At 50.0% G+C, this 21,081-nt stretch carries 18 protein-coding genes; all 18 read left to right on the top strand.

Translation table 11 applies throughout. The features are described from left to right. Positions 1 to 25: 25 nt before the first annotated feature. The 18 genes from murB (at position 26) to pckA (ending at position 20,987) form a co-directional block, all read left to right on the top strand. Positions 26 to 919 carry a UDP-N-acetylmuramate dehydrogenase gene (murB, locus tag K5753_03320; GenBank protein ID MCR4726230.1) on the top strand — a complete coding sequence of 298 codons (894 nt, stop codon included), beginning with the start codon at positions 26 to 28 and terminating at the stop codon, positions 917 to 919. Continuing rightward, on the top strand, positions 913 to 1,866 hold the full coding sequence (gene whiA / locus K5753_03315; GenBank protein ID MCR4726229.1) for a DNA-binding protein WhiA: 954 nt from the start codon (positions 913 to 915) through the stop codon (positions 1,864 to 1,866). Before murB ends, whiA begins: the two co-directional genes overlap by 7 nt. Then, positions 1,850 to 2,086, top strand: a complete 237-nt coding sequence (locus tag K5753_03310; protein MCR4726228.1) for an HPr family phosphocarrier protein — start codon at positions 1,850 to 1,852, stop codon at positions 2,084 to 2,086. Before whiA ends, K5753_03310 begins: the two co-directional genes overlap by 17 nt. Positions 2,087 to 2,110: 24 nt before the next feature. Next, positions 2,111 to 5,758, top strand: a complete 3,648-nt coding sequence (locus K5753_03305; protein ID MCR4726227.1) for a DNA polymerase III subunit alpha — start codon at positions 2,111 to 2,113, stop codon at positions 5,756 to 5,758. Between the two features lie 230 nt (positions 5,759 to 5,988). Beyond that, complete coding sequence (pfkA, locus tag K5753_03300; protein ID MCR4726226.1) at positions 5,989 to 6,951, top strand: 6-phosphofructokinase; 963 nt, start codon at positions 5,989 to 5,991, stop codon at positions 6,949 to 6,951. A gap of 56 nt (positions 6,952 to 7,007) precedes the next feature. Beyond that, positions 7,008 to 8,249, top strand: a complete 1,242-nt coding sequence (locus tag K5753_03295; protein ID MCR4726225.1) for a 6-phosphofructokinase — start codon at positions 7,008 to 7,010, stop codon at positions 8,247 to 8,249. Positions 8,250 to 8,293: 44 nt separating this feature from the next. Beyond that, a complete protein-coding gene (rlmD, locus tag K5753_03290) occupies positions 8,294 to 9,649 on the top strand; it encodes a 23S rRNA (uracil(1939)-C(5))-methyltransferase RlmD (protein ID MCR4726224.1) in 1,356 nt (451 codons plus the stop codon). 15 nt (positions 9,650 to 9,664) lie between these two features. Then, positions 9,665 to 12,364 carry a DUF2726 domain-containing protein gene (locus K5753_03285; protein ID MCR4726223.1) on the top strand — a complete coding sequence of 900 codons (2,700 nt, stop codon included), beginning with the start codon at positions 9,665 to 9,667 and terminating at the stop codon, positions 12,362 to 12,364. A gap of 178 nt (positions 12,365 to 12,542) precedes the next feature. Continuing rightward, on the top strand, positions 12,543 to 13,928 hold the full coding sequence (locus tag K5753_03280; protein MCR4726222.1) for a GGDEF domain-containing protein: 1,386 nt from the start codon (positions 12,543 to 12,545) through the stop codon (positions 13,926 to 13,928). A 43-nt stretch (positions 13,929 to 13,971) separates the two neighbouring features. After that, positions 13,972 to 14,274: a TIGR04076 family protein gene (locus K5753_03275; protein ID MCR4726221.1), complete on the top strand. Its 303-nt coding sequence runs from the start codon at positions 13,972 to 13,974 to the stop codon at positions 14,272 to 14,274. A gap of 141 nt (positions 14,275 to 14,415) precedes the next feature. Further along, positions 14,416 to 14,955, top strand: coding sequence for a GNAT family N-acetyltransferase (locus K5753_03270; GenBank protein ID MCR4726220.1), 540 nt, complete (start codon positions 14,416 to 14,418; stop codon positions 14,953 to 14,955). Next, positions 14,942 to 15,313: a hypothetical protein gene (locus K5753_03265; GenBank protein MCR4726219.1), complete on the top strand. Its 372-nt coding sequence runs from the start codon at positions 14,942 to 14,944 to the stop codon at positions 15,311 to 15,313. Before K5753_03270 ends, K5753_03265 begins: the two co-directional genes overlap by 14 nt. Next, on the top strand, positions 15,298 to 16,476 hold the full coding sequence (locus tag K5753_03260) for a GGDEF domain-containing protein (protein MCR4726218.1): 1,179 nt from the start codon (positions 15,298 to 15,300) through the stop codon (positions 16,474 to 16,476). The genes K5753_03265 and K5753_03260 overlap by 16 nt, the downstream gene beginning before the upstream one ends. 31 nt (positions 16,477 to 16,507) lie before the next feature. Then, positions 16,508 to 17,308 carry a hypothetical protein gene (locus K5753_03255; protein MCR4726217.1) on the top strand — a complete coding sequence of 267 codons (801 nt, stop codon included), beginning with the start codon at positions 16,508 to 16,510 and terminating at the stop codon, positions 17,306 to 17,308. A 1-nt stretch (position 17,309) separates the two neighbouring features. Next, a complete protein-coding gene (locus K5753_03250; GenBank protein ID MCR4726216.1) occupies positions 17,310 to 17,921 on the top strand; it encodes a DNA-3-methyladenine glycosylase I in 612 nt (203 codons plus the stop codon). Between the two features lie 154 nt (positions 17,922 to 18,075). Continuing rightward, entirely contained in the window at positions 18,076 to 18,369 is a 294-nt protein-coding gene (locus K5753_03245) for a GNAT family N-acetyltransferase (GenBank protein ID MCR4726215.1), read from the top strand. 78 nt (positions 18,370 to 18,447) lie between these two features. Continuing rightward, positions 18,448 to 19,128: a hypothetical protein gene (locus tag K5753_03240; protein MCR4726214.1), complete on the top strand. Its 681-nt coding sequence runs from the start codon at positions 18,448 to 18,450 to the stop codon at positions 19,126 to 19,128. Between the two features lie 251 nt (positions 19,129 to 19,379). Next, positions 19,380 to 20,987: a phosphoenolpyruvate carboxykinase (ATP) gene (gene pckA, locus K5753_03235; protein ID MCR4726213.1), complete on the top strand. Its 1,608-nt coding sequence runs from the start codon at positions 19,380 to 19,382 to the stop codon at positions 20,985 to 20,987. Positions 20,988 to 21,081: the final 94 nt, after the last annotated feature.

Here is a 21,081-nt window from a genome sequence, read left to right as displayed (position 1 = left end):
CCCGACTTCCATATAATATACCGCTATGTCGGATATTATTTCGGAAGAAATCGAAAGACTGAAAAAAGAAAACTACGCCTATCGGATCGGCGTTTCGGGCGAAACGCTGACGACGTTCGGTTCGGGCGGTCCCGTCGCGATCGTCGTTTATCCCGAGAACGTAAAAAGGCTTCTCGCGCTCGAAGAGATCTTGCGGGGAATCCCGCGTCTCGTGATGGGCGGCGGAAGCAACGTCCTTCTTCCCTCGGCGGGATTCGCGGGCGCGATCGTAAAACTCGACGCGTTTCGCGGGGAGCGCGCTTGCGGGCGCGTCCTCGAAGTCGGCGCGGGCGTAAAAATGCCGCGGCTCTCCGCTTTCGCGAAAGCCGCTCGGCTCTCGGGCGTCGAATTCGCTTCGGGAATTCCCGGGACGGTCGGCGGCGCGATCCGAACGAATGCTTCCGCATTCGGTCAGGCGATCTCGGACGGGCTTTCGTTCGTCACCGCGCTCGTCGGGAATAAAATCGAAAGGCTTTCCCCGTCCGAACTCGGGTTTTCCCATCATCGGGCGAAACTTCCGAAAGATTCGATCGTCCTTTCCGCGGCGTTTGCTCTTGAAGAAGGGGACGGAGAGAAGATTGGGGAAAGAATCCGATCTATGCGCGAAAAACGTTTGCAAACGCAACCGCAGGGGCGATCCGCGGGAAGCGTGTTTCGGAAATGCGGATCGGTCCCCGCCGCGATCTATATCGAAAAAACGGGGCTGAAAGGCTTGAAGATCGGCGGCGCGCGCCTATCCGAAAAGCATTGTAATTTTATCGTAAACGAGGGCGGCGCGTCTTCGGAAGACTTTTTCGAGATCGGAGAGACCGTTCGAAAAAAGGTTGCCGAAGAGCAGGGAGTCCTCCTCGAATACGAAGTGGAGAAGATCGGATGGTAACGGATCAATCGGTCAAAGAAGAATTGTTTGCGCTTTGCGAAGAAGATCTCGGGGACGATTTCGTCCAAGCGATCCTTTCGTTCGGCGGCGAGCTCGGCAAGGACGAAAGAGGCTATTACCTCTTTTATTCCACGCACGATTATCGCCTTGCGCTCGCTTTCTCGTCCTATTTGAAGCGCGCCTATTCCTACGACGGGGAGATCGGGATCACCGCGCCCGAAGATAAGCGCAGGAAGAGATACTTTACGGTGTCCGTGCGGAGCAGGACGGCGCTGTCGTTATTGACCGACTTAAAAAAGATCCGCGTTTCGGGCGGAGCGATCACGCTTTTGGACAGCGGTTTGAAAAGCAATATCGCTTACGTTTCCGATCCCGCGGCGTACGTTCGCGGCGTTTTCCTTTCCTGCGGGAGCCTGAGCCGCGCGTCGGGAGCGATGCGGCTGACTTTCGTCTTCGACCTCGAAGAGTATGCCGACGAGTTCCGCTCTTTTCTCGAAGGAGAGGAGATCGTCCTTTCGAAAAGCGAAAGGGACGGGAAGTTTTGCCTGACTTCGCGCAGAGCGCAGGCGATCAGCGATTTCTTCGCGCTTGCCGGCGCGAATAAGACCGTCCTTGCCGTTCAGGACAAGCTCGTTCTGACCGAGGTAAAAACCAAGATCCAGCGCGCGTCCAACCTTTCGGCGGCGAATATGGATAAAGCGATGAGCGCGGCAGTCAAGCAGTATAACGACGCATTGTACTTAAAGGAACACACTTCGTTTTACGGCGTTCCGGAAGAACTCGCCTCGGTCGCGAAGGCAAGGCTCGAATATAAAGACGCGTCGCTCGAAGAGCTTCGGGAAAGGCTTCCCGAAAAGATCTCCAAGAGCGGCTTATATCACAGATTTGAAAAGATCGGCGAAATGGTAAACGCCCTTCGGGAGGAAGAGGATGAAAGTAACGGTTAAAGCGAAAAAAGATCTCGATCTGTCCGCCGCGAAAAAGATCGCGGAAACCGCGGGTTCCTTCAAAGCGGAAAGCCGCCTTTTGTACGGAGATAAAGGCGCGAATGCGAAAAGCTTGATGGGGATCGTGACTCTTTCGTATAAAAAGGGCGCGGAACTCGTCGTTTACGCGGAAGGGAAAGACGCCGCCGCGGTCATCGAGGCGCTTCGCGCGATCTTATAAAATCGATCGTCAAAAGAGGAAACAATGAGAGATTTTGTTCATTTGCATCTACATACGGAATATTCTTTGCTGGACGGCGCGGCGAGGATCGACCGCCTTTTTAAGAAGGCGCGCTCGCTCGGGATGCGCTCCGTCGCAATCACCGATCACGGCAATATGTACGGCGCGGTGGATTTTTTCCACGCGGCGCAAGCGGATTTCGAGGCGCAAGTCAAAAAGGCTTTGATCGAGGAAAAGACCAAAGCGGGCGAGGAATTCGATCCGGACGATATCGTCGTTACCGCGGATGATTTCGAGCGTTACAAGGAGCTTAGGATCAAACCGATCATCGGTTGCGAATTTTATATGTGCGAGAATCTGCACGTCAAAGATCGTTCGAGCTCGACGTATCACTTGATCCTTCTCGCGAAAAACGAGACGGGGTATTATAACCTTTGCAAACTCAACACGATCGCTTGGGTGGACGGATTTTACACCCATCCCCGCATCGATTTCGACGCGATCAAAGCGCATTCCGAAGGCTTGATCTGTTTGTCCGCCTGCTTGGCGGGTATCATTCCCCGCGCGATCAATAACGATCGCTACGACAAAGCCTGCGAACTCGCGCTGTGGTTCAAGGACGTGTTCGGCGAGGATTTCTATTTGGAGATCCAAAATCACGAAATCCCCGAGGAAAAGAAAGCGACGGTCAACCTTTTGAAAATGAGCAAAGAGCTCGGGATCAAAGTCGTCGCGACGAACGACGTCCACTATATCGAAAAAGAGGACGCGGAAATGCAGGACGTTTTGATTTGTATCGGAACGGCGCGCTATATCGACGACGAAGTCCGTATGCGAATGAACGGACCTTACTATTATTTCAAGACCGCCGAGGAGATGGAAGAACTCTTCCCGAACGTTCCCGAAGCGCTTGATAACACGATCGAGATCGCGAATAAATGTAACGTCGAGATCAAGTTCCATTTGCCGTTGCTCCCGCCTTACGTCCCCCCGACGGGCGAGACCCCCGCGGAATATCTCAGGCGCCTTGCTTACGAGGGCATCGTTCGTCGTTATCCCGTGATCACGGACGAGATCAAAGAGAGAATGGAGTACGAGCTTTCCGTCATCATCAAAATGGGCTTCGCGGAGTACTATTTGATCGTTTGGGACTTTATCGATTACGCACGCCGACACGGGATCCCCGTCGGAGCGGGGCGCGGAAGCGGCGTCGGCAGTATCATCGCCTATGCGATCGGAATAACGAACGTCGATCCTTTGCGCTTTAACTTGATTTTCGAGCGTTTCCTGAACGTCGAAAGAGTCTCGAACCCCGACTTCGATATCGATTTCTGCATGGAAGGGCGCGAAAACGTCATTCAGTACGTCCGCGAAAAGTACGGCGCGGAGCGCGTCACGAGGATCATAACGTTCGGAACGCTTGCGGCGAAGCAGGCGATTAAGGACGTCGCGCGCGTTTATCGCGTGCCCTATGCGGACGTCGATAAACTCGTAAAAATGCTTCCCGAAGCGAATGGCAAAATGAGCATCAAAGGCATTCTCGGCAGGGATGAAAAACACGTCGAGCAGAAAAGCCCGGACGTGATCCAACTCTATGAAAGCGACCCGACGATCCGCAAAGTCCTCGATATGGCGCTCAAAGTCGAGGGAATGCCGAGAAACACGGGTATGCACGCGGCGGGCGTCGTCATCTGTAAAGAGATCGTCGGCGATTTCGTCCCGCTTCAAAGAAACGGCGAAGTCGTAACGACGCAGTACCCGAAAGACCAAGTCGAAGAACTCGGAATGCTTAAAATGGACTTTTTGGGTCTCGTTACGCTGACGGACGTCAATAAAGCCAAAATCTACATCAAGGAAAATCACGGCGTGGACATCGATTTTCATAAACTCGGTTACGATAACCCCGAGGTTTATAAGCTGATTGCGTCGGGCGACACCGACTCGGTGTTCCAACTCGAACAAGGCGGGATGAAACGCTTTATGACTCAGCTTCGCCCGACCTCGCTCGAAGATATCATCGCAGGGATTTCTCTCTATCGCCCGGGTCCGATGAGCAGTATTCCGAAGTACCTCGAAAATAAAAACAACCCCGATAAGATCGTCTATTTGGACGAACGCTTGCGCCCGATCCTCGAAATGACCTACGGTTGCTTGGTCTATCAAGAGCAGGTCATGCAGATCGCGCGCGAGATCGCGGGATACAGTTACGGTCGCGCCGATATTCTGCGCCGTATCATGAGCAAGAAGAAAGCGAAACTGATGGACGAGCAGAAGAAGATCTTTTTCCACGGTTCGCCCGAGAACGTAAAAAAGAAGTTGACCGCCGTCGAAGGCGCGTTGAAGCGCGGCGTTTCGGAAGAAGTCGCGACCAAACTGTTCGACGATATGGCGGATTTCGCGAAGTATGCGTTCAACAAATCGCACGCTGCGGCTTACGCCGTCCTTTCTTACGAAACGGCGTATTTGAAAAAGTACTACACGCCCGAATTCATTACCGCCGTTATCAACGACCGTATCACGAATATCAAAGAAGTCGCGAAGTACGTTACCTATCTTCGCACCAAGGGCGTCGACGTCCTGAAACCCGATATCAACGAAGGCGACGTCTTCTTTACGACGAACGGGACCTCCGTCCGTTTCGGCTTGGTCGCCGTCAAGGCGGTCGGCGAGGACGCGGCGCGCCATGTCGTCGAAGAGAGAAAACGGGGCGGGAAATATAAGAGCCTTTCCGATTTCTTCCGCCGTCAAAGTTCGATGCCGAACCGCGCGATGGTCGAAAACCTGATCAAAGCGGGCGCGTTCGATTGCCTCGGGGAGAACCGCGCGACCTTGCTCGCGAATTACGAGCAAGTGATGTCCGCGACCGCCGAGGACAATAAGCGCAAGATGTCCGGGCAGTTCTCGCTGTTCGACGAGATCGAGGATCTGAACGTGGACGCGGATCTCGTAAAGATGCCCGAACTCCCGAGAAAGCAGATCCTCGAAAACGAGTTCGAAGTCTTCTCTTTGTATCTCTCCGGGCATCCGCTCGAAGATTACAGGGAAGGGTATAAGTCGATCTCTTTCTCGACCGCGCAAGTCGCCGAAGCCGAGGAGGCTTACCTCGAAGCGCAGCAAAACGAAGACTCCGTCGTCGAAGTCAAATCGCTGGACGGCGAGCAGGTGACGGCGGCGGGTATGCTGATCGACGTCGTTAAAAAGGTCGATAAGAGCGGCAACGAAATGGCGATCTTGAAAGTGCAGGATCTCGACGGGATCATCGAAGCGGTCGCCTACGGCGGAACGTTTTCCCGTTGCAAAGACCTCATCAAAAACGGAAACATCGTCCTTGCGGACGGTGTCTTGAAAGATCGCGACGGAAAATACACGTTGAATCTTCGTTCCGTTCGCCCGTGGCAAGCGGCGGAAAAGAGCGAAGCGCAGCCCGCGGCGCAGGAAAAGCCCGCGAGAAACGTCGTCTTCGTCGTCCGTCTTCCGAACGAATATCAGGCGGCGTATCAAAAACTCGACCGCATCACGAGCGCCTATAAAGGCGGCGTGCAACTCTATATGAATATTGCGGGCAAGTACTATCTCTTCGAGCGAACCGTCGCGGACAGCGACAGCCTGATCGCCGAGCTGTACGGAGTCTTCGGCCCGGAGAACGTGGAGATCAAAGAGCGCAAGAAATAAAGAGCGGCAATCCGCGCGTCCGTTTCGTTTTTCTTCGCTTGCGTTCGCCGAGCGCGAAAGTCATCCGTTCTCCCGTTCGCTCGGCAGGTCTTTTGCCGTTTTTTCTCGCAGTCGCATTTTATAACGTATATTATTTATATCGGTTTTTTAGCTAATTAAAGCAAAGTATTTGTCTTTTTTTTCGTCGCCGTGTTACAATATTTTTATCTTTTTGAAAAGGAAGGTAGCTTATGAAACGTATTGCGGTTTTGACTTCGGGCGGAGACGCGCCCGGCATGAACGCGGCGATCCGTGCGGTCGTTCGCGCGGCGAGCTATTACAATCTCGAAGTGTACGGCGTCGAAAGAGGATATATCGGTCTCATCGAGGGCGATCTTCATATGCTTTCGAGACGCACCGTTTCGGATACGATCCAGCGCGGCGGCACGATCCTTCGCTCCGCTCGTTCGGAAGAATTCGCAACCTACGACGGAAGAAAGAAAGCGGCGCTCGCGCTCGCCAATCATAACGTGGACGGTCTCGTCGTCATCGGCGGAGACGGCTCTCTTCGCGGCGCGAACGAACTTTATAACGATTTTTCGATCAAGACCATCGGCATCCCGGGGACGATCGATAACGACCTCGGCTACACCGATTTCACGATCGGTTTTGACACCGCGGTCAACACCGCCGTCAACGCGATCAATAACCTTCGCGACACGATGAGTTCTCACGAGCGCGTTGTCATCGTCCAGGTGATGGGTCGTCACAGCGGTCAAATCGCGCTTCACGCGGGTCTCGCGGGCGGCGCGGAAGTCATTTTGGTTCCCGAGCATCCCGTCGATTTCGACGAAGTGGCGTCCGTCCTTCTCCGCGGCAACGCGGTCGGGAAGACGAGCGGTATCGTCGTCCTCGCGGAAGGCGCTTGTCCCTTGGACGAAGCGATGAAAGAGATCAAGGCGCGCACGGGTCTTTCGATCCGTTCGACCGTCCTCGGCTATATTCAGCGCGGCGGTTCTCCGACGATGTCCGATCGCGTCCTCGCGAGCCGTCTCGGCATTCGCGCGGTCGAACTTTTGAAAGAGAATAAAGGCGGTCTCGTCGTCGGCGTCAAGGGCGGTCAGGTCATCGAAATGCCGATCGCGGACGCGCTTGCGATCAAGCCGTATTTCGACGAGAAACTGTACGAACAGGCGACGATGCTCAGCCTGTAAAAAGAGTTACGAAAAGATAAAACGAGGCGTGAGCCTCAAACCATTTGGAGGATATTATGGAACAATTAAAAGGCGCACTTATTTTCGGTCAATCGGGCGGTCCTTCGTCCGTCATCAATTCGAGCGCGGCGGGCGTTTTCATCGAAGCGTTGAAACATTCCGACGTCATCACGAACGTGTACGGCGCGGCGCACGGAATCAAAGGTATTTTGGACGAGCAATTTTACGATATCTCGAAAGAAGATATGAAAGAGCTCGAACTCCTCAAAAACACCCCGTCTTCCGCTCTCGGTTCCGTTCGCTATAAGCTCAAAAGCGCGGACGTGGATGAGACCGATTATAAGAGACTCCTTGAAGTCTTTAAGAAATACAATATCCGCTATTTCCTTTATAACGGCGGAAACGACAGCATGGACACCTGCAACAAGGTCAGCAAGTACATGCAGCAGAGCGGTTACGAGTGCCGCGTAATGGGCGTCCCCAAGACGATCGATAACGACCTCTTCGGGACCGATCACTGCCCGGGTTACGGCAGCGCCGCGAAGTACGTCGCGACCTCGATCATGGAGCTCAAACTCGACTCCACCGTCTACAACACGGGTATGGTCTGCGTCGTCGAAGTTATGGGCAGAAACGCCGGTTGGTTGACCGCTGCCGCGCAGCTCGCTTCTTATAAGGGTCTCGGCGCGGATCTTATCTATCTCCCCGAAACTCCGTTCGATATCGACGAGTTCATCGCGAGCGTCAAAGACGTTTGCGCAAAGAACGACAATAAATGTATGGTCGTCGTTTCCGAAGGCATCAAGACCAAGGAAGGAACGTACGTCGGCGAATTTACCGCCAGCAAGACCGACCTCTTCGGTCACGCGCAACTCGGCGGCGTAGGCGCGATGCTCGCCGGTCTCGTCAAGGAAAAGCTCGGCGTAAAGACCCGCGCGATTGAATTCAGCTTGCTCCAACGCTGCGCCGCGCACCTCGCGAGCAAAGTGGACGTCGAAGAAGCGTTCGCCTGCGGATCGAAAGCGGTTCAAGCCGCGGTCGAAGGCGTGACGGATAAGATGGTCTGCCTCATCAGAAAGCCGGGCAAGGACTACGTTTGCACCCCCGAATTGATGGACGTCGCTCTCGCGGCGAACACTGAGAAGAAGATCCCCGAAAGCTGGATCCTTCCCGCAGGAAAGGGCTTGACGCAAGATTACGTCGATTACGCGCTTCCTTTAATTCAAGGCGATTCCAAGGCTCCGCTCGAAGACGGGCTTCCGAGATTCGCGCACTTGAAAAAAGTTTTGGTAAAATAACGAAGATTTGCGGGCGTGCTGAATCAGCGCGCCCCCTTTTATAGATGAAAGCGAAAGACGTCGTCGAACTTGAAATCGAATCCTTCGGAATGGAAGGAGAGGGCGTCGCTCACGCGGGCGGCTATACTTTTTTCGTTCCCTTCGCTCTTCCGAAAGAGAAGATCAAAGCGGCGGTCGATCGCGTAAAAGGGACGGTCGTCTTCGCGCATATCATCAAAATGCTCGAAGCGTCGCCCGAAAGGGTCGCTCCCGTTTGCCCCCTTTTCGGGAAATGCGGCGGGTGCGCGCTTCAACACGTTTCTTACGAAAAGCAACTCGAAATCAAAAAACAAAACGTCCTGCATCTCTTCAAAAAGAATGCGGGCGTCGAACTTTCCGATCTCCCGATCGAGAAAAGCGAACCTCTTTTTTATCGTAATAAGATCGCTCTTCCGTTCGGCGAAGAGGCGGGAAAGCCCGTTCTCGGGTTTTATAAGAGGGGGACGCATAAAGTCCTCGCGGTTGAGCGTTGCCCGCTTCACGGCGCATGGGTCGAGCCGCTCATCGCCGCGGTCGTCGGCTTCGCGAGAAAGAACGGTCTTTCGGTCTACGACGAAAAGACGGGGAAAGGCTTGCTTCGCCACCTTGTCGCGCGGAGGCTTCCTTCCGCGGAAGGTTTTTCGTTTAGCGTAACCGTCGTCCTGAACGGGGAAAAGCTCCCGAAAGAGCGGGAATTCGCCGACGCCGTTTGCGCCGCGACGGACGGGAAAACGAGCGTCTTCGTCTGCAAAAACACCGCTCGGAATAACGTGATCCTGTCGCCTTTCATCCGAAAGATCGCGGGGCCCGCCGAGATCGAGACAAGCCTTTGCGGCGGAGAATGGGAAGTGTCGCCGCTCTCGTTTTTGCAGGTCAATTTCTCCTTGGCGGAAAAAATCTATTCGGAAGCCGCGCGCGCGATCCCCGAAGGATCGTTCGTCGTGGACGCGTATTCCGGAACGGGCATTATGAGCGCGCTTCTCGCGAAGAAAGCGGCAGAAGTCGTCGGGATCGAAGTCATCAAAGACGCGACGTTGAACGCCGCGCGCAATGCGGCGCGCTTCGGCGTCGACGAAACCGTTAAGCACCTTTGCGGCGAAGTCGAGGATCGGCTTCCCGAGGTCGTCGAGGGTAAAGAGGACTATGCGCTCGTCGTCGATCCTCCGAGAGCGGGGCTGGATGAAAGCGTCGTCAAAACCGTTCTTTCCAATCCGCCGAAATCCATCGTCTACGTCTCTTGTTCTCCCGCGACCCTGACGCGCGACGTCGCGCGGCTCCTTCGAGGCGGCTATGAACTCTCTTCTGTCAAATTGTTCGATATGTTTCCGCAAACGCCGCATATCGAAACGGTAGTACTATTATCTCGTGTGAAAGAACAATAATCTAAAGTTGATTGTATGAATCCGAATCAAGTACTTATTTATTTTTATTCAACTAAGAAGGATTCTTGGTTTGATGCTACGGATAATGTTTATTGGTATGAGCGGGATGAAAAAGCATGGCGGGTTGTTTTTTCAGGGTCTAATCATCCTGTTTATGTTTCATTTCGGAAAATGAGGGTATTTGATTCTCCGAAAAATGTTGAATTTGCAAATATTATATTTAAGCATTCGCCATGCACGAACGTCACCAAACTGATTCTATTTAATGACAAGATTTACAAAATATTCTATAGCTCGGGGTTTACAAGTATAGCGTGGAAAGAGGAAATTGAGGTTGTTAAGGATTTCCTAAAAAAAGATATTTCTGCATCAAAAATAATTTCATATTATCGGGATGTCGTGAAAGAAACTTGTAAAAGCGAAGAAGATGTCTTTTTGGTTTCACAATTCGAAAATCTTAGTTATGTGAATGAAAACAGCGTTTTAGCATTGTATTTACAAGGAGCATTGGGGAGAATCGAGCAGACTGAAAGAATTCCAATGATTTGTCCATTTGGCTTAAATGAAAGTCAGATGGAAGCCTTGAAAAGAGTGTTTGAAAACAGAATGGCTATTATTGAGGGTCCGCCCGGGACGGGAAAAACTCAAACAATACTAAATATTATCAGTAATGCAGTCATCAGAGGGAAGAGTGTGGCTGTAGTATCGAATAATAATTCCGCAACAAACAATGTATATGAAAAACTGGAGAAGTACGGGTATTCTTTTATTGCGGCGCCGCTTGGAAATGCTGAAAACGTAACCAAATTCTTTTGTGAATATAAAAGCGATGTGCCGAAATTGGAAGAAAAGCAAGTGGATGAATGGAGATTAAGAGAGCTGTTCAATGATTTGCCGTTGTATTGCGAGATAGAAAATGAAATAAAAAAAGAGATAGAAAAACAAAACGCTACAATACTTGAATTAAAACATTTTTTGCAAGACAAAGATATATCAAAATTTCAAAAGTATTACAGAAAAAAAGCGATAAGTCCTGAGTTTATAATGGACTTGATTGTAAAACTGAAAGAAAAGAAGAAGATAGGCTTTTTGAAAAGAATGCTTGTTGCAATCAGGTTGGGTATAACAAAAAGAATGCTTGTGACGAAATCTTCGGACGTATTGCAGATTCTTGAATATTTGTATTATATATCCAAAAATAATAAATTGAGCAATCGTATCAAAGTATTAAATAGAAAACTGGAAAATCAATCTGTTTCAGAAAGAGTAAAAGAGTTGATTTCCTTATCACAGGTTTTTTTTACAAACAAATTAGTGAGACTCTATATGAAAAGGCAAAACCGGGTCTATGAGGAGAATAACTACAAAAAGTTATTCAATGATTTCCTAAGCGATTATCCTGTGGTTTTGAGTTCGACTTATTCGCTGGCAAAATGTAGCCAAAAAGGTTATTTGTTTGATTATCTTATAGTCGATGAGTCTTCACAGGTCAATATGGCAAGCGCTTTATTGTCTATGCAAATGGCTAAGAACATTGTAGTTGTCGGAGATACAAAACAGTTGCCGCAAATTGATGACGAGAGTTTTAAGGAGCGCAATAGCGATTTGCTTCGGAAATATAATGTGAAACAAGCGTATAGCTATTATGGGAATAACATTATGAGCAGTTTCCTTTCGCTCTATGGTAATCGAATTCCCAAACAATTATTGAAAGAACACTATAGATGCGATCCGAATATTATTAACTTTTGTAACGAAGAGTTTTATAACAACGAATTGATCGTTTATAAAGAAAAAAGTGCTGATCCAAAGACTATGACGGTAGTAAAAACCGTTCAGGGTAATTTTGCCAGAAAGAATCCTTATGGGTCAGGGCTTTATAATCAGAGAGAGATCGACGAAATAAAAAAGATCGTTGAGGAAACGGATTTATCGGATATCGGCGTAATTACGCCGTATGCATATCAGGCAGAATTGATTCAAGCGCAACTGGGAGACAAGGTGGATGCAAGTACGATTCATAAATTCCAAGGGCGAGAAAAGAAGACGATAATTTTTTCAAGCGTTGTAAATGATACGAATGATTTTGTGAACAATGAAAACTTAATAAATGTCGCAGTATCAAGGGCAACGGATCGCTTTATTCTCGTTACTTCCGATAAAGCTGCAAAATCAAAAACCGGAGTTCTCTCGGATCTGGTCGGTTATATATCTTATCATGGAGATTTCGGTCATGTGGAAGAAGGAACGGTTCGCTCTGTCTATGATCTTTTATATGAAGAATACCAAGAAGCGTTAGCTCGGTTTAAAAAGAAATATCCTTCTAAAGATTATGACACGGAAAACATTACAAAAGTTTTGATCGGGGAAATAATAGCCTCAGGCTTCAATAACCTAAGATATGCAATGCATGTGTCGCTTAAAGAATTTGTCAAATTGGATCATTCGGTGTTATCTGCTGAAGAGAATAGATTCTTAAACAACCCCAACAGTCATGCTGATTTTTTAATTTATAATAAAATGAGCAAGAAGCCTTTGGGCGTAATAGAGGTCGATGGCGTTTCTTTCCACGAACAGCAAAAGGCGCAAACGGAGAGAGACGCAAAGAAAGATTGCATTTTGGAAAAAGCGGGAATACCGTTACTGCGGTTGAAAACAAATGAAAGCAATGAGAAAGAAAGGATTATTGCTTTTTTGCAAAATTTGTTGAAATAGCGGATTGCAGAACGTAATAACGGAAAGAGGCGAATTAGGATCTACGGAGTTATCATTGTAATGAACTTTTTTCCTTCCCTTCGAGGATTTGTAACAGTTTTGTCACATCTAAATATTTATAATAAAAATATATTTGGAAAAGCGGTTCGATAAGAAACCCGAAGAAAAGGAGAAAAACATGGATTTCAGCGCAGTGCTTTCCGCATACGAAAACAAGACGTGTATTATGTCGGTGGAAGTTTTCCCGAACGGCGATTACGGGAATATCCGCATCGTGGACGGAAATAAGGCGCATTACGACGATATGCTCCTTACGATGGGGCATCCCTTTCTTCCGAATTCGCCCTATGAAAACTATTTTCCGACGAATAAAAACTTCGAAGATTACTGTTATCGCGCGGCGATCCGAGGGCAAAACCTGCATTCGTACGTCAGGCTTCCGCAAATGAATCTTTGGCTGAATATGATCTTGCTTCCGCTGAAATCGGACGTGGAAAACGTCGGCTATTGCGCGTATTCTTACGAGGTTACGCCGTACGAGGATTCCGAGCAACGGACGAGCCTTTCCGCCGACACTGCTTCCGCGGTCTTGCGAACCTGCATCAGGCTCAGGGAATCCGGAAACGATAAGAGCAAGTTTTACGAGGTCGTCGAAGATATCCGCAAAATCTGCGATTCGGATGATTGCGGCGTCTTACTTGCCGACGAGCAGACCGAAAAATGCGATCTTCTTTACGACGCCGTAAAACCGGGGAGCAAGTTAATCTCTTTCAAGCACTATATGAACGATAGAACGTTCGAAATGGTCAAGACTTGGAAAGAAACGATCGGAGACAGCACCTGCGTCATCGTAAAAGACCGGCAGGATATGAACTGGCTCGGATCGGTCAACCCGATCTGGCGCGCGTCTTTGGTCGCGTCGGGGATCAAAAGCATCGTCCTGTTCCCGCTTGACTATAACAACGAAACGCTCGGTTATATTTGGGCGACGAACTTTAATATCGAAAACACCGTCATGATCAAAGAAACGCTCGAACTTGCGACGTTTTTTATCGCTTCCGAGATCTCCAATTACCTGCTTTTGCAAAAGCTGGAATTGATGAGTTCGACGGATATGCTGACGGGAGTAAAAAACCGCAATTCGATGAACGAATTATTGAGCGACATCGATTCCGGGAAAACGAAATTGACCGAACCCTGTTCGGTGGTCTTCGCTGATCTGAACGGCTTGAAATGGGTCAACGACACGATGGGGCATAAGGCGGGAGATCGGCTCTTGCAAACCGCGGCGTCGATCCTTTGCAAAACGTTCCCCGAAGCGAGCGTTTTCCGCGTGGGCGGCGACGAATTCGTGATCTTGGCGCCGGGAATGAAAAAAGAAGAATCCGAAGCGCGCGTAAAGCAATTGTATGCGGAAGCCGATAAGGCGGAGCACCTGCATTTCGCGGTCGGCGTCGCGATCGTCGGAGAAAAGATCGACGTTCCGACGGCGATGCATCTCGCGGATGAAAGGATGTTCGCCGATAAGCACTTCTATTACGAGACGCATCGGCGATACAGATAAAGGGAAACGGCGCGTCAAGCGACCGATTCGAAAGAGAGGGAAAATGAAAAAAGTCAGGATCACGGTGAAAAGGATCGCGTGTTATAAGGATCTGATCGAGCAGTATGAAAACCCGATCGAACACGCCTGCGATATGAAGGAAGGCGCGGTCTTTCTCTCGGAAGAGGGAAAGAAGCCCGAGGGATTTTGCGACAGCGCGTGGGATTCCGTCTCGCCTTTCGTCTTCGCGCTCGCTTGCGGCGCGGAAGATTTTTACGACGGTTGGATGAAAAACAAACGTTCCGCGATGATCTCCTGTAACGACGGGTTTCGTCCCGTCAGCTTCCTTCTCGAAGCGGAGGAGTAAAGAAAAACGCCTCTTTCGGATCCCTCATAAAACCGACGATTTCGTCAAGAGGTGAAAACGTTTGCGCGAGATGTGATATAATATAAATTATATTTATTCGCGTTTCGTCGCGAAAATACTTGCTATCGAGGAAAAACCGTGCTGCAAACCGAGCGATTGATCCTTCGTCCGTGGGAAGAAACGGATGCGGAGAGTTTATACGAATATGCGAAAGACCCCGCCGTCGGTCCGATCGCCGGGTGGAAACCGCACAAAAGCGTCGCGGACAGTTTGTGGGTCATTCGAAACGTGTTCAGCGCCGAAGAAACCTATGCGGTTTGTCTGAAAGAGACGGGAAAGGCGATCGGTAGCATCGGCTTGATCGCGCCGACCGCGGCGCATACGAAGATCGCGTCTTCCGAAAGGGAGATCGGATATTGGATCGGCGTCCCTTTTTGGGGAAAAGGATTGATCCCCGAAGCAACGCGCGCGCTGCTTCGCCACGCATTCGAAGATCTCGGCGTGACCGCCGTTTGGTGCGGGTTTTACGACGGGAACGAGCGTTCGCGGCGTGCAGCCGAAAAATGCGGGTTTTGTTTTCACCATACGGAAGAAGATAAGACCTGCGTCCCGTTCGGTGAAAACCGGACGGAGCATTACTGTTATTTGACAAAGGAGCGGTTTGAAAATGGCGTCCGATAAAGAGTATTTGGAATTCGTAATTGAAAGTCTGCGTTCGTCCGACGTGACCTATCGGCCGATGATGGGGGAATTCGTCCTCTATTATCAAGGGAAGGTCGTCGGCGGGATCTATGATAACAGGCTTTTGTTAAAGCCCGCGAAAGGCGCGCTTGCGATCCTTTCGGAGGAAGGAAGAGAGCTGCAATGGGAGCTTCCCTACGAGGGCGCGAAGGAAATGATCGCGGCGGACGCGGAAGACGCGCTGACGCTTCGACTGATCGAAGCGGTGGCGAAAGAAGTACCCCCCGCAAAAGAAGCGAGGAGAAAAGAAAGCCTAAGCGAAAGAGAAAAAGGAGAAATCGAATGTCGGACTATTTGATTTATTATATCGAGTCGAACGTGGTTTGTATGATTCTGTTCGGAATTATGCTCGCTCGCGACTTGTTTAACGTGGACAGACAGGAAAAGCAGATAAAATTCGATCACGCGCTGATCGCGTTTATGATGTATTTCTTTTTCGATTGCATTTGGTCGGCTGTTGTGGACGGCGTGATTCCGCGAACGCGCGTTTCCGTCGTTATAATGAACTTTATTATTTACCTTGATAATGTCTTCATAGTGTATATGTGGCTTCGCTACGTTATGGCAGTCGAGAACTCGCCTCACAGAGATCGCCTGATCAATAAATTCGCAGTCGCGTTTCCGTTTATTATCTCGACGATCGTTATGATTATTCTCTATTTCGTCGCGCCGACGACTTTGATTAGTTCGACCAACGAAGTTAAGTTCGGATATACGATCTTTTTATCGATTGTGCCGGGGATCTATATCGTCGCCGTTTTGTTCTATGCTTTGCGTTGCGCAATCGGCGAAAGAAACAAACTCGAAAGGAAGAAGCATTTGTATATTGGGTTTCTTCCCGTTTTGATCGTTATGGGAGGTTTGTTTCAAATATTCTTTTTGCCGAGAACGCCGGTATATTGTTTCGTCAGCACGATCATTATGATGATCTTTTACATCCAGTCGATGGAAAAACAGATCTCGATCGATCCTTTGACCGGGCTGAATAACAGGGGGCAGTTGATGCGCTACGTCGCGCAGGACTCCAATATCAATCGCGAAAACAAGAAAACATTCGTCGTTATGATCGACGCAAATAATTTCAAAATGATCAACGACACGTTCGGTCACGCGGAAGGCGATAAAGCATTGAAGATCATTGCGAGTTCGCTGAAAAACGTGGTCAACGCAAACTCGACGACATCGTTCCTCGCAAGATACGGCGGCGACGAGTTCGTGATCCTCTATCATCCGAAAGAGGAAAAAGAAGTCGTGGAATTGATCGAAAAGATCCGTCAAGAACTTCGCGTGAATTCCAAACAGGGAAAGACGAAGTACGAGCTTTCCGTCGGCGTCGGATACGACGAATTCTTGGGAGACGGCGATTCCATTCAAAAATGTATGCAACGAGCGGACTATAAACTTTATTTGGATAAGGAATATTCGAAACTCGACAAAAAGACCAAAAATCCCGCGGCGTGACGCCGCCTGTCGAAAAAAAGGATGTGCTGCAATGAACGATAAAAGGAAACTGTTTTTGAACCGAGCGGAAATCGTCGGTTTTTATCTGTATTTTTTGATCTTGATCGGCGAAAGGCTCGCGGCGCTCATTCTCAGCGTTCGCTCGGGCGGCGATTATGCGCTCTCGTCCGGAAACGTCTTTAACTATATTGCCTATTCCGTTACGGCGGCGAGCCTTCTCTTCGGCGTCGCGCTGTTCGTTTCGCCCGCGATCGAAACGGGGAGAGCGATGATCCGAGGGGTCGTTTTCCCGTTCGAAACGAGATCGAAAGGACTTCTCGTCGCGAGCGCGGCGCTTCTTTTCGGCGGAATGATGCACACGGGATTTACGCTTGCCCCCGTACAGTTCGTCGCGTACGGTTTTTTGATCGCTTCGATGATCGTCCGTTCGGTCGAGGTCTGTCTCGAAGGAAAGGACAGGTTTCTCGCGATCGCGTCCGTCGTCTACTTGACTCTTTTCGCGATGGCGATCCCCGTTTGCTATTTGTCCTTTATGCGGGAGCCGCTTCGCTCGGTCTTTTTCGCGGTCGAGTTCGCGGCGGTGTTTGCGCTCGTCCCTTGCTTTTTCCTGATGCTCGGCGACTTTATGAAAACGGGAAGCGATTCTTTCCGCCCGGGGTACGCGCTTGTGTTATTCATTCTTTCGGGCGCGGTCGTCTTTTTGAAATGGAAAGAAGAGGTCAATTTCTTTGTTTTGATCTTTTGGGCGTTGACGACGCTTTTCTATCTTTCGTTCGGACTCGTCGCGCGAAAGCGCGTTCGATCGGGCGGCGAAAAAGAAAGGGAGAAATAAAGTGGGTTACTGCGATTGGGCGAACGGAAGCGCCGATTTGAAAACCTATCACGACGAAGAGTGGGGCGTCCCCGTCTTCGACGATAAAGTGATGTTCGAGCATCTCTCGCTCGAATGCCTGCAATGCGGGTTATCGTGGAGCTTGATGCTGAAAAAGCGCGCGGTGTTTCGCGTTTGTTTTTGCGATTTCGATTTCGAGAAGATCGCGCGGTTTACCGAAGAAGACGAGGCGCGCGTCCTTCAAACGGAGAATATGCTCAAAGCGCCCCGAAAAATCGCGGCGATCGTCGGGAACGCGAAATGTTTCTTGAAGATCCGCGAAGAGTTCGGGAGTTTTTGCTCGTATCTTTGGGCGTTTTCGGGCGAAAAAACGATCCTTTACGAAGGACACGAAAAAGAGGGCGGGAAGATCCCCGTCTCGAACGGGCTTTCCGAGCGGATCAGCGCGGATCTTAAAAAGCGCGGGTTCAAATACGTCGGCGCGATCACGATCTATTCGCACCTGCAAGCCTGCGGCGTCATCAACGATCACGGCGAAAGCTGCCCCTGTTATGCGCGGATCAACGCGCTTCATCCGACCGTAAAGCTGCCGCGCGATCGCGAAATCGTTTGACGCCAAAAGGAAAAGCGCGTATCTTTGAAAAAAAGGAGAAAGACATTTGACGACGTATTCCGAGAAAAAAGAATTTACGAAAGAGGAACTTGCGGATCTTTTCTTATCCGTCGAATGGTCGAGCGGGCATTTCCCCGAAAAGCTCGTCGTCGCGATGAAAAACTTCAAGTCGGTGTTTTCCGCGTGGGACGGGGAGAAGCTCGTCGGAATGATCTGCGTTATGGACGACGGGATCATGAACGCCTACGTCCATTATTTGCTCGTTCGACCCGATTATCAGGGGAAGGGGATCGGAAAGAAACTCGTCGATCTCGTAAAAGAAAAATACGCGGATTACCTCAGGATCGTCGTCGTCGCGTACGACGCCGAAAAAGCGTTTTACGAGGCTTGCGGGTTTTCGCCCGCGAAGGACGCGAGCGCGATGTTTATAACCGAGCTTTGGACGTGATCTTCGGCAAATTTCGGGCGGCGTTCAAGGGAAAGGACTATTGACATTTTATTAAGAACTGTTTATTATTAAATAAATATGAAAAAGAGGATCAGATTCAGCGCGAACATTTTGACGGCGATACTCGTCTTTATCGGATGGGTACTTACTTTTCTTACGTGCGGAGAGATTCTTGCCGTGACGGGATTCGAAAATCTGAAATTCTTTACGGTCTTGTCCAACTTGTTCGAGGGACTGGTCTCGATCCTTTGGGGCGTCGTCTATCTCGTGACGAAAGGGAAGACGTATCGTTGGCTTGAAACGTTGAAGTACGTCGCCGCGGTCGCGGTCTTTATAACGTTTTCCGTCGTTTTGACCTTTTTCGCTCCGCTGTACGGATTGCTCGGGATGTACAAAAACGCGAACCTGTTCTTCCATTTGCTGGTCCCGATCGTCGCCGTTCTCGAAGCAATCTTGCTTTCGGAGACGGATTTTTCTTGGAAAGAAAACTTTTTCGTTATGATCCCGCCCGTCCTGTACGGCGTCGGATATATCGTGAATATCGCCGTGAACGGAATGGGGCACGGACCCGCCACGAACGATTTTTACTGGTTTTTGCACTGGGGTTATCCCGTCGGCGTCTTGATCTTCGCCTGCATCGCGGCGCTTTCTTACGTCCTCGGTCTTGCGATTCGCCTTCTCAGAAAGAATATCGCGGAAGGGTTCAAGCGCGAAAAAGCATTCGAAGAGACCCAAAACGCGCAAGAGGCAAAACAGTAGTACCGTTTGCCCGAACGCGAAAGCGATTGTTTGATCTTCGCCGCAATCCTGCGGCGTTTTTTATTAATTCGTTTATATTTTCCGCATAAAACTTTCTTAGGCGTGAAAAAAATGACTTTTATTTCATAAAAATAACAGGAATACCTTTTTCTCGTTTGACAAAATGAAAGAAATGGGCTTTAATTATAGATAGGCGACCGCCGTTCGGCGCGCGCCCGTTAACGAGTAAAAATTTATAAGGAGCATATAAAATGAACAAAGCAGATTTGGAAAAGTACGGCATTGAAAAAATCGGCAACGTTGCGTATAACCCTTCTTACGACGCTCTCTTTGAGGCGGAGACCGATCCGACTCTTACCGGCTACGAAAAAGGGCAGGTGTCCGAGCTCGGCGCCGTGAACGTTATGACGGGTATCTACACCGGTCGTTCCCCCAAAGATAAATATATCGTTATGGATAAGAATTCCGAAAACACCGTTTGGTGGACGACGGAAGGCTATAAGAACGACAACCATCCTATGTCCGAATCCGTCTGGGCGACCGTAAAAGAGATCGCGATCAAAGAGCTCAGCGGCAAAGATCTGTACGTTGTGGACGCTTTCTGCGGCGCGAACGAAGACACCCGTATGGCGGTCCGTTTCATCGTCGAGGTCGCGTGGCAAGCGCACTTCATCAAGAATATGTTCATTCAACCCACCGAAGAAGAGCTTAAAAATTTCAAGCCCGACTTCATCGTCTACAATGCGTCCAAAGCGAAAGTCGAGAACTTCAAAGAGCTCGGCTTGAACTCCGAAACCTGCGTCGCGTTCAACATCACGAGCCGCGAGCAAGTCATCATCAACACTTGGTACGGCGGCGAGATGAAGAAAGGTATATTCTCCATGATGAACTACTATCTCCCCTTGAAGGGCATCGCTTCGATGCACTGCTCCGCGAATACCGATATGAACGGCGAGAACACCGCGATCTTCTTCGGTCTTTCCGGCACGGGTAAGACGACCCTTTCCACCGACCCGAAAAGACTTTTGATCGGTGACGACGAGCACGGCTGGGACGATAACGGAGTCTTCAACTTCGAGGGCGGCTGCTACGCGAAAGTCATCAACCTCGACAAGGATTCCGAGCCCGATATCTATAACGCGATCAAAAAGAACGCTCTCCTCGAAAACGTTACTTTGGACGAGAACGGCAAGATCGATTTCGCCGATAAGACCGTTACCGAGAACACCCGCGTTTCTTATCCGATCAACCACATCAAAAACATCGTTCGCCCGATTTCCAGCGCACCCGCGGCGAAGAGCGTCATCTTCCTTTCCGCAGATGCGTTCGGCGTCCTTCCCCCGGTCTCGATCCTGACTCCGGAACAAACCCAATATTACTTCCTCTCCGGCTTCACGGCGAAACTCGCGGGAACCGAGCGCGGCGTTACCGAGCCCACCCCGACTTTCTCCGCTTGCTTCGGTCAGGCGTTCTTGGAGCTTCATCCGACGAAGTACGCCGAAGAGCTCGTCAAGAAAATGGAAAAGAGCGGCGCGAAGGCTTACCTCGTGAACACGGGTTGGAACGGCACCGGCAAGAGAATTTCCATCAAAGATACCCGCGGCATCATCGACGCGATCCTGAACGGCGAGATCAACAAGGCTCCGACTAAGAAGATCCCCTTCTTTAACCTCGAAGTCCCGACCGAGCTCAAAGGCGTCGACACCGGTATCCTCGATCCGCGCGACACCTACAAGAACGCGGCGGATTGGACGGCGAAGGCGGAAGACCTCGCGGCAAGATTCGTCAAGAACTTCGCGAAGTACGAGACCAACGAGAAGGGCAAAGCGCTCGTCAGCGCGGGTCCGTCCGTTAAGTAATCCGATTTTCATAAAAGCAAAAAAAGCGGAGAAGAGTGATCTTCCCCGCTTTTTTATCGTCTGCATTTGTTAAGTCTGTATTAAATTTTCGGCT

It is taken from the genome of Clostridia bacterium, assembly GCA_024685775.1.
GTDB lineage: Bacteria > Bacillota > Clostridia > Christensenellales > CAG-1252 > CAG-1252.
Note: the sequence above shows the minus strand (reverse complement) of the source record. Positions and strands in the feature narration are given on the sequence as shown.